Raw genomic sequence first — 12,518 nt, 5'->3', positions numbered from 1 at the left:
GAATGTTCGCGCTTAACTTCGCATATGCCCCGTGAATCTTGAAATTATCGAACAGATGTTGGGCATTTTATGATGATGTGCCGGCATCGGGGACGGTGGAAAGAGCCGTGGCCATGATAGGATGCTGGCATGCAATAGGACAGAAACGTCGGTTTAGCGTGCCATGACATCAGTCTAAATCGTCATTGCGAGCGCAGCGAAGCAATTCATGGTCGTGCAGTGGATTGCTTCGCTGTGCTCGCAATGACGAGGTAGAACAAAGCAAAGTCATGACGGTTTAGCGGCGATCCCGAAGGTGTCGCAGGGCTGCTTGTGCCGAGGGCGACACCTCCCGCCATGGCCGCGACTGGCCGCAGCTATAATTGATGCGCAATGCGGACCGCACGGATAGCGGACCTGCCGACCCCTTCTGTGCGGGGTTCAGGAATAGCAGATAATCACCGCCCACATCGGGGCGCCCCGACGCACCATCCAGATAGAAGCCGCCGCTGTTGCGCTCCGTGGAGAAGGAGAAGCTGGCTGGCAGCCTGCCCTTGAAGGTTTCGATCGGGCGAAGGCGATAGAGCGTGCCGCTGGTATCGGCGGACTCCCAGTCCTTTCCATCTATCACGCGGGCACGGAGCACCCAGCGCGCGTCGTGATATTCCTGCGCGGCTATCGTTTTGGCGTAGAGCCTGCCGCCATAGCTGCAAAGCGCCTGCGCAGTGCTTGCGCTGAACAGCAAAGGGAGCAGCATCAGGCGGACAAGGGAGGGCGGCATGGCGTGAGGTTATCGTGGCGATTGGATGACGCAAGGCTGATGATGGCGGGCAAGAAAAAGGGTGACGGATCGTTGATCCGCCACCCTGTTCCTCCTGACAATGTCGAGTTTATTTGTTCTCCGCATTTTCCGATTCAGCAGAGGATGTCCTCTGCTTCGAAAATGCTCAGTTGGTCTTGAAACGCACCCCGACGCGGAAGGCGCGGCCCAGCAGGTCGCTGTAGGTCGAGTTGGCCGACAGGCCGGTTTCCGGCAGCAGGATCGGGTCCTTGTCGAACAGGTTGGTGATGTTGAAGAACAACTGACCATCGGCGCCGCCGACATTGATCTTCGCCGTCAGGTTGAGGTCGGTGTAGAAAGTGCCGTTGATATGGTTGCTGTTGATCGTCGGATTGGCGGCCGTGCTGGTCGGGCAATCGGTCGTGCAGACGATATAGGTGTTGTTGTAGGTACCCGAGCTGACGCCGCGGCCGACGGCGGTGATCGAGTAGGTCGGCGTGTCGAAAGTAGCCGACATGCGGAAGATCCAGTCGGGTGTGCTGGACTGGCCGCTATTCTGGCCGACCGTGTCGACGGGCGTGGAAATGCCGTTGTCGATCACATTTTCCAGATAGTTGGTGGCCGTGGCACGCAGCGTCAGGTTGCTGGAACTGCTGCTGAAAATCTTTTCCAGCGGCAGGCGGTAGCTGGCTTCATAGTCGATGCCGCGCACCGTCACCTTGGCGAAGTTGAACGGGCTGGCGGTCACATAATAATCGCGGTCACCAAGCGGATCGGCAACGATGGCGCTACAGAAGGACTGAAGCCCTTCGGTGCAGCGCTGGGCGATGTCATCCGCATAGAATTGGCTGATCGCGTCCTTCACCTTGGTCTTGAACCAGTCGACCGAGAAGGAGAAGCCGGGCAGGAAGCGGGGTTGCAGCACCGCGCCCAGGGTCAGCGTGTCGGCCTTTTCGGGCTTGAGCGCCAGATTGCCGGTGGTCAGTTCGCGGAAGGTCTTGCCCGCATATTCGCCATAGGCGCTCGACGTGCTGAAAGTATTGGTGCGCGACGTGCCCGACTGGAACAGTTCATTGAGGTTGGGCGCGCGAATGTCGCGCGAGCGGGTGCCGCGCAGGCGGATATCCTCGATCGGCTGCCATGTCAGGCCCGCCTTCCAGGTGGCTACGGTGCCCGAGGTCGAATAGTCGGTTACACGCGCCGCGCCGTTGAATTCGGCGCCCAGCCCCAGCGGGACGACGGTTTCGAGATAGGCTTCCTTGACATTATAGCTGCCGAAGGTGGGGCGGAAATTGCCGACCGACCAGCCGGTCTGATATTCGGTGGGGACGTAGCCCGACACTTCTTCCTTGCGATATTCGCCGCCGATCGCGACGCTGACATCGCCCGCCCAGGTGGCGAAGGGCGTGGTCGACAGGTTGATGCCGGCGACCGTCTGCTTGAAGGTCTGGTCGCGATAGGGATCGCCCATGACATAGTCGATCGCCGCCTGGCTGGCGACGCCGGTGCCCAGACGATTGAGCGGGACGCAGCCATTGGTCGGATTGGTCAGCGAAGAACGGCAGACGATCGTGCCCGCCGCCACGCCCAGCGCATTGCCGGCGGGGGCGAACACCGCGTCGGTGGCCAGCGCCATGCGCGAGGTGTTCATGATGTCGCGCAGCAGTTCATGCGTATCGGTGCGGCCATATTGGGCATAGGCGTCCCAGATGGCCTTGTTGCCGAACATCTGGAATTCGCCGCCCGCGCCGATCGTGTAGCGCTGCACCTCACGGCTGTTGTTATTCTTGCGATAGGGCAGGTCGGAGGCCGAGGTGCCGAGCGTGACGGAGGTGACGCCGGCCAGCGCCGCGCTGCCCAGGGCATTGATAAGATAGGCATTGTCACCGGCCAGCGTCATCGTCGCGGCCTGCGGCCCGGCGTTGAACAGCGTCTTGTTCCAGTTGTAGGATGCCTCACCATAGACTTCGAGCCAGTCGGTCAGTTCATAGCTGAGGCGACCGAACACGCCACGGCGATCATCCTGCGCGTCGAGGCCGATGTTGCGCGACGTGTCGTTGATGGCCCAGTCGCCGCCCACGGTCTGCGTTCCGCCGGTGAGCGAGCCGAACTGATATTGCTGGGCGACGCCGCCCTGACCGAAATAGGTGCCGCGCAGGCTGGTGCCGCCGACCTGCGACTGGATGATGCCGCCGGGCGTGCTGTTCCACGTCCCCGCGCCCTTCACCACCAGATTGGCGGGCTGGCCGTTGGTGGCGGTATAATTGGGGTTGGTGACGGTGCGGTAGCCGAGCTGGTTCCAGTCGCGATCGACCTCGAAAATGCCATCCTTGTGCGCATATTCGCCCGACAGCAGGATATGGCCGCGCCCGCCGGCGAAGCTCTTCCCGATGGCGGCGTTGAAGCTGTAGTTGAAGCCATCGCCCTTGTCGGTGATGCCGGTGTCGGCGTCGAACTTGAACCCTTCATATTTCTTGTCGAGCACATAGTTGACGACGCCGGCGACCGCGTCCGACCCGTAGGCGGCCGAGGCGCCGCCGGTCACGATCTCCACGCTCTTCACCAGCGCCTGCGGGAAGGTGTTGATGTCGACCAGACCGGTGATGGTCGATCCGACCGAACGGCGGCCGTCGAGCAGAACCAGCGTGCGAACCTCGCCCAGATTGCGCAGGTTCATGGTGTTGATACCGGCCAGGCCCGAACTGATGGCGAGGCGCGAGTTGGACGGGCGGGCGCTGCCGGCGAGTGCCGGCATCTGGTTGACCAGATCGGCCAGGTTATTGGTGGGCGACTGGTTCTGGATATCGTCGCGGGTCATGACGGTGAGAGGGGTGGGTGACTGGAAGCCATCGCGCACGATTCGGGTGCCGGTGACCACGATCTGGTCGACCGGTGCCGCTTCGTCGCTCGCCTGCGGGGCGGCTGCGCTGTCCTGTGCCAGTGCCGGAGCGGCATGGACCAGCGCCAGTGCCGACATGGCCAGGCCAAGATTGTGGGCATGGCCGAAGGACCGACGAATTCGCCTGAAATCACGCATTGGAAACCCCCTTAATACAGGGTGGGGCTGTACGCGGTTATTGCGTACGCGGCGTACTGCGCCGATCTGGCCCGACCCATCCCTTCACCATATGACCGCAGGGCAGGCGTTCGGCGCCTCTGCCCATTTCCCACTCTGCCGTCACCGGTCCCCGATCAAACCCGCCCGATAGGCAGGAAAAACCGGTTTCCATGACGGGGAGGTTACAGGGTGGTCACGGCTGGTCAATAGATTTGGTATTACTTTGATCATATACAGGTATAGCCAAAGGGAATGGTGGGGTGGCGCGACCCGGGTCCGTCGGGTTACGGATAGCTTGCAGTTATGGGCGCTGGTCGGCTTACTATAGGTCCGTCCGGTCCCGCTGCGATAGTCGTTTCCGCCCTGTTCAAGATAAGGAGGCTGTGTTGATCCAGCGTCGTGCGTTCCTTCTGGCCGGTGTGGCCGCATTCGCCTTGCCCGGCGGGCTGATGGCGAGGCCAGTGGTGCGGGGCGGGAAGCCGTTGCGGATGAAGGCGGTGGGGGCGAAGGCGCCGATCGAGATACTCGAGGATGAACTGGGCGTGCCGCATGTGCGGGCACAGTCGCTGCACGACGCCTATTTCGGGCAGGGCTATCTGGTGGCCCGCGACCGGCTGTTCCAGATCGACATGGATTATCGGCGCGACATGGGGCGGATGGCCGAAGCCTTCGGCCCACGCTTCGTGGCGGCGGACAAGGCGGCGCGGCTGTTCCTCTACCGCGGCGATATCGACGCGGAACTGGCGAGCCTGCCGCCCGGCGTGCTGGAATGTGCAAAGGGTTATGTGGCGGGCGTCAATGCGCGGATCGCTGAACTGGAGGCCAATCCGGCGCAGATGCCGCTGGAATATGGGATATTGGATCTGAAACCGCTGCGCTGGGACGTGCATGATCTGGTGCGCAACCGTGGCATCGGCATGGGCGACGCCGATGATGAGGTGCGACGCGCGCAGATGCAGGCGAAGGGGTTGCTGGAGCAGGATGCGCTGATGGCGCCGCTGCGCCCGGCGTGGAAGTTTACAGTGCCAGACGGACTGGATTGCGCGGCGGTGAGCGACGCGGATCTGGGCGTGCTGGACCCGGCGAACCGGCCGGTGCCGTTTGACGCGATTCAGGAAGCGTCGTTCGACCGGGCGGAGCGCCGCGCCGATCGCTTTGCGCAAGGCAGCAATGCCTGGACCATCGCCGCATCGCGCAGTGCGACAGGACGGCCGATCCTGGCGAACGACCCGCATCTGGGCATTGGCGGCACCAGTCCGCGCCACATGGTCCATCTGACCGCACCGGGGCTGGACGTGATCGGCGCGGGCGCGCCGGGCCTGCCGGGGATCATGCAGGGGCATACCGACCATTTCGCCTTTGGCCGCACCAATTTCCATATCGACCAGACCGACCTGTTCATCCTGCGCACCGACGAGAATGACCCGGAGCGTTACTGGCACAAGGGGCAGTGGAAACGCTTCGAAACGTTCGAGGATGAGATTGCGGTCAAGGATGGGCCGGCACAGCGGGTGACGTTGCGCTATGCGCAGGGGCGGCCGGTCGTGGCGCAGGATGCGGCGAAGCAGCGGGCCAGCGCCTTCGCCACGGTCAGCATGTTGCCGGGCGCGAATATGCGCTTTGCCATCATCGCGATCAATCTGGCGAAGGACTGGCTGTCGCTGCGGCAGGCGTTCAAGATCCATACCTCGCCAACCAATTTCCATTATGCCGATGTGGACGGTAATACCGGCTGGCAGACGATCGGCTTCACGCCGATGCGCCCGAAGCATGACGGCCTGTTCCCCGCACCGGGCGACGGCGATTTCGACTGGACGGGGATATTGCCGGTCGAGGAAATGCCGTCCGTCTATAACCCGAAGGAAGGCTGGTTCGCGTCCGCCAATCAGCTTAATATTCCGGCCGATTATCCTTATGGCAAGAAGGTCATCAGTTTCGACTGGAGCGATCCCTTCCGCTACGACCGCATTTCCGAAGTGCTGCGCAGCCAGCCAAAGCATCGGATTGAGGATAGCATCGCGCTCCAGCATGATGTTCAATCGCTCCCCGCGCGGGCGCTGGTGAAATTGCTGCCGGACAAGCTGTTGCCAGAAGCGCAGCCGGCGGCGGCCTTGCTGAAACGCTGGGATTGCGGGCTGGAGGCGGATAGCGGCGCGGCGCTGCTCTACGAAATGGTCATGCCCGAACTGCAATCGGGCTTCCGCGATCTGGTGGTGCCGGCGGCGGCGCGGGAATTTATCCCGTCGGTCAATCTGTTCGAAATGCTGCGGATATTGGCTGCGCCCGACAAGCGGCTGGGGCCGGTGCCGGATCTGGCGCGCGATGCGCTGATCGAACGGTCGCTGATCGCCGGGTGGAAGAAGGCGGTTGCGCAGGGCGGGGCTGATCCGACGCAATGGCGCTGGGGCGATCTGCATCGCGTGACGCTCGCGCATCCTCTGTCGTCGCTGCCGGGCATCGCGGCGGCTTTTCCGAAGATCGAGGGCGGGCGTTCCGGGGGCGACGGCTTCACGCCGATGGCGCGGGGTTTCAATCCCAAGCGCGGCTATCAGGTGTCGCATGGCGCGAGCTATCTGCTGGTCGCGGATGTGGGGGCGTGGGACAATAGCCGCTTCCTGCTGTTGCCCGGCCAGTCGGCCGACCCGCGATCGCCGCGCTATCGCGATTTCTATCCGCGCTGGCTGGCGGGCGAGATGCAGCCGCTCTGGTTCAGTCGTGACGCTGTGGAGCAGCATGCGGTGGAGCGGATGGAGATTTTGCCGGGCTAGAGTGGGATGAGATTGGTTTGACCCACGCCGTCATTGCTTCGCTGCGCTCGCAATGACGATTCGATAAGAACGCATCCCGCTCTAGAAAAATCCGTTCGCTTCGAGCGCAGTCGAGAAGCGGTTGCGCTGACCGTGTCTCGACTGCGCTCGACACGAGCGGAGGTTGTTACAGAGCCTCGGCGATTTCGACCAGCGCGCGGTCGACGGCGGCGGTGGCCTGTGCATCGGTGCCGTCGGGCATGTCATTGGCAAGGGCGGAGAAGACCAGAGTGCGGCCGCTTTTTGCGATGAAATAGCCGGAAACGGCGCGGGCGGCGTTGAGCGATCCGGTCTTGGCGAACAGCTTGCCTTCCAGCAACGTGCCCTTGAAGCGGCCGCGCAGCGTGCCGTCCTGCCCGGCGATCGGCAGCGTCTCGCGCCAGGCCATGCCCCAGGGCTGCTGCGCGATCCATGTGAGCAGGGTGACGGCGGCGCGCGGGGTAATTCGGTTATAGGAGGACATGCCCGATCCGTCGGCAAAGCTATAGCTGGTTTCGGGCAAGCCCGCCTGCGTCATCAGCCGGTGCAGCGCGACCTGTCCGTCGGCGATCGAGCCGCTGGCCTGCGCGCGGGACACGCGGCGCAGCATCAGGTCGGCGTGAAGATTCTGGCTCTGTTTGTTGATGATGCGCATGTCGTCCGCCAGCGGCAAGGTGGGGAGCTGCGCGAGCATGGCGGGCGCGGGCGGTTGCGCTGCGGGGGCGCCTTTGCGGATGGCGGGATCATCGGCGGGCGAGAGCGGACGATGGCGAGGCATGACCGTGCCGTCGACTTTCACGCCCCGCGCGACGAGCAGGTCGCGCAGCCGCCAGGCGGCATAATGGGCCGGATCGTCGATGCTGAAATGGAGCGTGGTCGGCTGCGCCTCTGCGCCGATCGTGCCGGTCAGGCGGATGACGCGGCCATAGGGTGCGCGGTCGGCCGTGATCGCCTCGCCTTTGCCGGGGACGGTCGTGACGCGATTGTCGATCTCATAATAAGCGGGCGCGGTGACGGTCGGCGTGGTACCGATCGCGGTGGGCGCGACCGAGGCGGTCATTTCATTATCGTCGATCGTCAGCGCGGAAATGCCGGTGCCATAGCGCGACTGGATATTGTTCCAGCTCATCCCCGGTCCCCACCGTTCGTCGGGAAACCAGCTGTCGTCGCCCACAATGTTGCGGACGTGGCGGGTCTTTGCAGCGACCGCGTCGGCCAGCGTCTGAAGGCAGTCGGTCGTGCAATTGTCCGCGCTGGAAAGGCGTGCGTCGCCATGGCCGACAAGGATGACGTCGCCCTGATCCAGCCGGACGCCGGTGCCCTGCGCCGCTGCATCCAGCGCGGGCAGACCGGCATAGGCGGTGGCGGTGGTGAACATCTTGGTATTGGAGGCCGGGATGAAGCGCTGATCCGGCGCGATGGCGAGGATCGGTTCGCCCTCCAGCGTGGCGACCAGCAAGCCATAGCGGGTGCCGGCCGGCCCCTGCGCCAGTTGCTGTTCGACCGCGGCGATCAGCGGCGGCGGCGCATTCTGGGCGGAAAGGCCGGTGAGCGGCAGGGTGAGGGCGAGCAGGGGCAGGATGAGACGCATGGGCTGGATCATAGACCGCAAGCAGACCTGTGGAATAGGGCGTGAATGGCGCGACCTATAACTTGCGGCAATGAGGTGGGGGCGGTGGACGATGCGGTGAAGAAAGGGTATGAAAAAGTAATACTCTTGGCTACCGGAGACATGCATGGCAGCGGCAACATCGATCAAGCTGGACGAGGCCTTGAAAGGGCGGGTTCAGCAATTGGCGCAAGCCCGCGATCGCAGCGCGCACTGGATCATGCGGGAAGCGATCGCGCAATATGTCGAGCGTGAGGAAAAGCGGGAGGCGCTGCGGCAGGGCAATGTGAAGGCATGGGAGGCGTTTCAGGCGAACGGACTGCACGCCACCGCTGAAGAGGTCGACACATGGCTGGCCAGTTGGGGAACGGAGGACGAACTGCCAGCGCCGCTATGCCATCCATAATCTTCGCCCCGGCTGCGATCCGGGACATGCAGCGCCTGCGAGACTTTCTGGAACCCAAGGATTTCGACGCCGCGCGCCGGGCGGGTGAGGCCATCCGGCAGGGTGTGAAGATGCTTGGCGCCTATCCCCGGATGGGTCGGATGGTGGACGATCTGCCCGAAGAATATCGGGAATGGCTGATCGATTTCGGGGATAGCGGCTATGTCGTGCGATATCGCGTCGAGGCCGCGATGGTGATCATATTGGCGGTGCGGCAACAGAAGGAGGCTGGGTATAAATAGGGGATTTGGTGTCGCAGGGCTTATCAAATGAGAGAGAGCCGACCAGTTTCCGAACCCCAAGCTGTCGTAGTAAACTGAATGTAGCCGTCGGTTATTTGTAGCAATTTCATAGGGTATGATTCTAGAAATATCCTGTGTTTCGCAAGTATTCAAATCGATGGCTGTGAGGACATAGCCAGACTTGAAGAACGAAATTCTCCGTTTTGGGATCAACAATTTTCCTGCAAACGAAAGAGGAGAGGGATCAAAGCGTCCTTCGATCAATCTCTGATCAATCAACAGATTGCATGCTTCCGGGCCGCCTTGGCAGATTTCCCTGTAGTCGAAAAATTCGACTTTATGGCCATCAATTTCAATGAGCATGCTCAGCATCCCACGCCCCGATCAGCGCATCACCAACGGCCGGGCGCAGGGTGAAGATGCCGCTGTCGGCGTGGCGGGTGGGGTGGACGCGGTTGGTCAGCAGGGTCCAGGCGAGGCCGCGGTCGAAATCGATCCACAGGCCCGTGCCGGTGAAGCCGGTATGGCCGATGGTTTCGGCCGAGCAGGCGTCGCCGCCCGACCAGCCGGCAAAGGCACGTTCCCAGCCGCAGGTGCGGTGGCCGAGTTGCGCAGTGCGGGTTTGGGCCAGCATGGCGGGGGAGAGGATCGAGCCGTCGAGCATCGCTTTGGCAAAGCCCAACACGCCGTCGACCGTGCCGAACAGTCCGGCATGGCCCGGCGCGCCGCCCAGTGCGGCGGCATTTTCGTCATGCACTTCGCCCTTGAGCATGTGGCCGCGCCAGTTGCACGCTTCGGTCGCGACGGCGGGGCCGGGAGGCGGGCCGTAGGACAGGCCATCGCCCAGCGGCCAGTCGCTGAGCGGCGCGCCGGTGATGCGCTCGATCGCGATGCCCAGCAGGATGAAGTTGATATCGGAATAGACCGGCGGGCCATGGCGCCATTCGCGCTGGAGGACGAAGGCGCGCAGCCGCGCGGGATCGTCGCCATAGGTGTAGATCGGCTCGACGGCGGGGAAGAAGCTGCGATGGGCGAGGCAATCGCGGAAGGTCAGCTTGCGTTCGGCGGCGTTGGCGACGTCATATTGGCGCAGGTCGGGAATGGCGTCGGTCAGCGGGCGGTCGAGATCGAGCCGGCCCTGCTCCGCCAGTTGCAGGATCATGGTGGTGGTGGCGATCACTTTAGACACCGACGCAAGATCGAACCAGTGATCGCGGGTCAGGGCCTCGCGTTCGGGCAGGATCGCGGCTGATCCGACGAGGCGGACGGCGCTGTGGCCGTCGGCGCTGACCACGCCAAGGGTCGCGCCGGGGATGCGGCCGCTGGCGACCGCTTCGGCCGCCGGGGCGAAGGCGGCTTCGCAGATTTGGTCTATCATAGGGAGTCCTTACGCGGTTCTGGCGCGAACGCGCATGATGATCGGCAGGAAGAAGATGGCGGCGAAGCTCAAGGCGCCCGACAGGATGAAGAAGCCGTCATAGCCGATCTGCTTCTGGATCGCGCCGGCCGCGCCGCCGATCAGGCGGGGCAGCAGGAAGGCGAAGCCCGACAGGAAGGCATATTGGGTGCCGGGATAGCGCGGGCTGACCAGCATGGAGAGATAGACGACGAAGACCGCGCCCTCCAGCCCATGGCCGAACTGGTCAACGCCCGCCGCGACATAGAGGACGAAGGCGGAGGGTTCGGCATACCAGAGCCAGACGAACACCCAGTTGCCGATCGCAGAGGCGCAGGCGCCGATGATGAGCGCGACTGTCATCGGCAGGCGTGCGGCGCAAAGGCCGCCCAGTGCGACGCCGGCCATGGAGCAGGTAAGCGCGACGACGCCGTCGGCCATGCTGATCTGTTCCAGGCTGTATCCTGCCGCATTCCAGAGCGGATGCGAGAGGGTGAGGGTGAGCACGTCGCCCATGCGATAGAAGGAGACGAAGGCCAGCACCGGCAGCACGGCATAGCCATAGCGCCAGAAAATATCGACATAGGGGGCGATGAAGCCGGGCATTTTCGCAGGTGCATCGACAGGCAGGCGGCGGATGCGCGGCAGGGCGATGGCGAGAGCGGCAAAGGGGAGCAGGGCGACCGCCAGCACGATCGGCGTGACATTGGTCTGGGCCGAGAAGCCCGCGCCCTGCACGGCGGAAAGCAGCAGCCAGCCGATCAGCGTGGTGGCGCCGCCGGTGATGGCGAGGATCGCGAGGCTGACGAGGGTGCCGCTGATCAGCGCGCTGGTGCGGCCTTTGGCGCCTTCCTGTTCGGGGCGCATGGCGGCGAGGATCGGGAAGGGCAGGAAGGCAGCGATGGCGATGGCCAGATAGGCCCAGGTCCAGTCAGCCCAGGCGGCGACCAGCACTGCGCCGCTGCCCGCCGCGACCATGGCACTGCGATAGCCCCACAGGTTGGCGGCGACGATCGGCCCCTGTTGCGCCTGTGTTGGCGCCATTTCGATGCGCCAGCCATCGGCTGCGACTTCCAGCGTGGTGGTCCAGAAGGCCAGCAGGATGGCGAAGAGGGCGGTGAGCGGCAGGCTCTGGTCGCTGGAGGTAAAGGCCATGGCGACCATGGAGAAGAAGATGCCGAGTTGCGACAGCATGATCCAGCCGCGCCGCCGACCCCAAAAGCGGGAGAAACCAGGCACGCTGTAGCGATCGAGCAAAGGCGCCCAGACGAATTTGAAGGTCGGCAGCAGCGCGATCCAGGCGAAGAAGCCGATAACGACGATGTCGATGCCGTGGCGCGCCAATCGCAGCGTCAGCACCGCGTTGAACATGTAGAAGGGTAGGCCGGCGGAAAAACCGAGGAGGAGATAGAGGCCGAGCGTGCGGAGCGGCGGGCGCTCCGGCGCGGGAGCTTGCGTCAGGTCGGCGGCGATCGATGCGGTCATTCAGCCGATTTCCTTGAGTTCGGTCACAAAGTCATAGCGGTCGCCGCGATAGACGGAGCGGGTGAACTCGACCGCCCGGCCACCAGGAATGCGGGTGAGCCGTTCGATCCGCAGCACTTCGCTATTCTGGCGAACGCAGAGCAGTCCGGCTTCGGTCGGCGTGGCGAGCGAGGCGCGGACGCGCTGCGTGCCGGAGGTGGGACGAAAGCCGCTGCGGCCCATCGCCTCATAGAGGGAGTCGCCGATGCTGGTGAGATCGGGCAGGCAATCGGCGGGGACAATGGCATGTTCGATCGCCAGTGGCTCGCCACCCGACAGGCGCACGCGACCGAGGCGCGCGACGCGGGCGGAGGGGGATATGGCGAGCGCTGCTGCCTCCTCCTCGGTCGGCTGGGCGTAGCTTTTCATCATCCAGATGACGCCGGGATCTTCGCCGCGCGACAGGGCGTCATGGGTGAAGCTGGACAGGACGGAGGCGGGCGTTTCGATCCGGCGGGCGACGAAAGTGCCGGAACCCTGCTTGCGGAACAGCACGCCTTCTTCGATCAGTTGCTCGATCGCCTTGCGCACGGTGACGCGCGAAATGCCGGCCATTTCGCTGAGGTCGCGTTCCGACGGCAGGGCATTGCCCGGTATGATGCCGCCGCTTTCGATATGATCGCGCAGATTGCGCGCCAGTTGCAGGTAGAGCGGCGTCCCGTCTTCCCCGCGCGCGACCAGTTTTTCCCGCATTTCGC

9 protein-coding genes are annotated in these 12,518 nt (G+C 63.8%); 3 read left to right on the top strand and 6 right to left on the bottom strand.

All coding sequences use genetic code 11. The annotated features are described in order from the left end of the window. Positions 1 to 277 precede the first annotated feature (277 nt). The gene (locus BMY84_RS10540; protein WP_093083685.1) at positions 278 to 760 is read right to left on the bottom strand and encodes a hypothetical protein; all 483 of its coding nucleotides are present in this window, start codon (positions 758 to 760) and stop codon (positions 278 to 280) included. A 166-nt stretch (positions 761 to 926) separates the two neighbouring features. Continuing rightward, positions 927 to 3,797: a TonB-dependent receptor plug domain-containing protein gene (locus tag BMY84_RS10535; RefSeq protein ID WP_218146939.1), complete on the bottom strand. Its 2,871-nt coding sequence runs from the start codon at positions 3,795 to 3,797 to the stop codon at positions 927 to 929. 407 nt (positions 3,798 to 4,204) lie between these two features. On the opposite strand from BMY84_RS10535, the gene BMY84_RS10530 reads away from it, so the two are divergent. Continuing rightward, positions 4,205 to 6,586 (top strand): penicillin acylase family protein, encoded by a 2,382-nt coding sequence (locus BMY84_RS10530; protein WP_093083684.1) that lies wholly within the window; start codon positions 4,205 to 4,207, stop codon positions 6,584 to 6,586. Positions 6,587 to 6,752: 166 nt separating this feature from the next. Here BMY84_RS10530 and dacB read toward each other — a convergent pair whose 3' ends face one another. After that, entirely contained in the window at positions 6,753 to 8,195 is a 1,443-nt protein-coding gene (gene dacB, locus BMY84_RS10525) for a D-alanyl-D-alanine carboxypeptidase/D-alanyl-D-alanine endopeptidase (protein ID WP_256215202.1), read from the bottom strand. A 145-nt stretch (positions 8,196 to 8,340) separates the two neighbouring features. On the opposite strand from dacB, the gene BMY84_RS10520 reads away from it, so the two are divergent. Both BMY84_RS10520 and BMY84_RS10515 read left to right on the top strand, forming a co-directional pair. Then, positions 8,341 to 8,619: a CopG family ribbon-helix-helix protein gene (locus tag BMY84_RS10520; protein ID WP_093083681.1), complete on the top strand. Its 279-nt coding sequence runs from the start codon at positions 8,341 to 8,343 to the stop codon at positions 8,617 to 8,619. Then, positions 8,607 to 8,900, top strand: coding sequence for a type II toxin-antitoxin system RelE/ParE family toxin (locus BMY84_RS10515; RefSeq protein ID WP_093083679.1), 294 nt, complete (start codon positions 8,607 to 8,609; stop codon positions 8,898 to 8,900). Before BMY84_RS10520 ends, BMY84_RS10515 begins: the two co-directional genes overlap by 13 nt. 352 nt (positions 8,901 to 9,252) lie before the next feature. Here the strand turns inward: BMY84_RS10515 and BMY84_RS10510 are convergent, their stop codons facing one another. The 3 genes from BMY84_RS10510 to BMY84_RS10500 are packed head-to-tail and all read right to left on the bottom strand — an operon-like array spanning position 9,253 to position 12,513. Next, positions 9,253 to 10,278 (bottom strand): serine hydrolase domain-containing protein, encoded by a 1,026-nt coding sequence (locus BMY84_RS10510; RefSeq protein WP_093083678.1) that lies wholly within the window; start codon positions 10,276 to 10,278, stop codon positions 9,253 to 9,255. A 9-nt stretch (positions 10,279 to 10,287) separates the two neighbouring features. After that, complete coding sequence (locus BMY84_RS10505; RefSeq protein WP_093083676.1) at positions 10,288 to 11,781, bottom strand: permease; 1,494 nt, start codon at positions 11,779 to 11,781, stop codon at positions 10,288 to 10,290. Beyond that, positions 11,782 to 12,513: a GntR family transcriptional regulator gene (locus tag BMY84_RS10500; protein ID WP_093083675.1), complete on the bottom strand. Its 732-nt coding sequence runs from the start codon at positions 12,511 to 12,513 to the stop codon at positions 11,782 to 11,784. It lies immediately after the preceding gene. Positions 12,514 to 12,518 lie beyond the last annotated feature (5 nt).

Origin of the sequence: Sphingobium sp. AP50, assembly GCF_900109095.1 — a bacterium.
Taxonomy (GTDB): Bacteria; Pseudomonadota; Alphaproteobacteria; order Sphingomonadales; family Sphingomonadaceae; genus Sphingobium.
This window is presented reverse-complemented; position numbering and strand designations above follow the sequence as displayed.

What these genes read in the sequence shown, in the direction of transcription:
- BMY84_RS10540 (WP_093083685.1), bottom strand. Translation starts at nt 760, where the DNA reads ATGCCGCCCTCCCTTGTCCGCCTGATGCTGCTCCCTTTGCTGTTCAGC.
- BMY84_RS10535 (WP_218146939.1), bottom strand. Translation starts at nt 3,797, where the DNA reads ATGCGTGATTTCAGGCGAATTCGTCGGTCCTTCGGCCATGCCCACAAT.
- dacB (WP_256215202.1), bottom strand. Translation starts at nt 8,195, where the DNA reads ATGCGTCTCATCCTGCCCCTGCTCGCCCTCACCCTGCCGCTCACCGGC.
- BMY84_RS10520 (WP_093083681.1), top strand. Translation starts at nt 8,341, where the DNA reads ATGGCAGCGGCAACATCGATCAAGCTGGACGAGGCCTTGAAAGGGCGG.
- BMY84_RS10515 (WP_093083679.1), top strand. Translation starts at nt 8,607, where the DNA reads ATGCCATCCATAATCTTCGCCCCGGCTGCGATCCGGGACATGCAGCGC.
- BMY84_RS10510 (WP_093083678.1), bottom strand. Translation starts at nt 10,278, where the DNA reads ATGATAGACCAAATCTGCGAAGCCGCCTTCGCCCCGGCGGCCGAAGCG.
- BMY84_RS10505 (WP_093083676.1), bottom strand. Translation starts at nt 11,781, where the DNA reads ATGACCGCATCGATCGCCGCCGACCTGACGCAAGCTCCCGCGCCGGAG.
- BMY84_RS10500 (WP_093083675.1), bottom strand. Translation starts at nt 12,513, where the DNA reads ATGCGGGAAAAACTGGTCGCGCGCGGGGAAGACGGGACGCCGCTCTAC.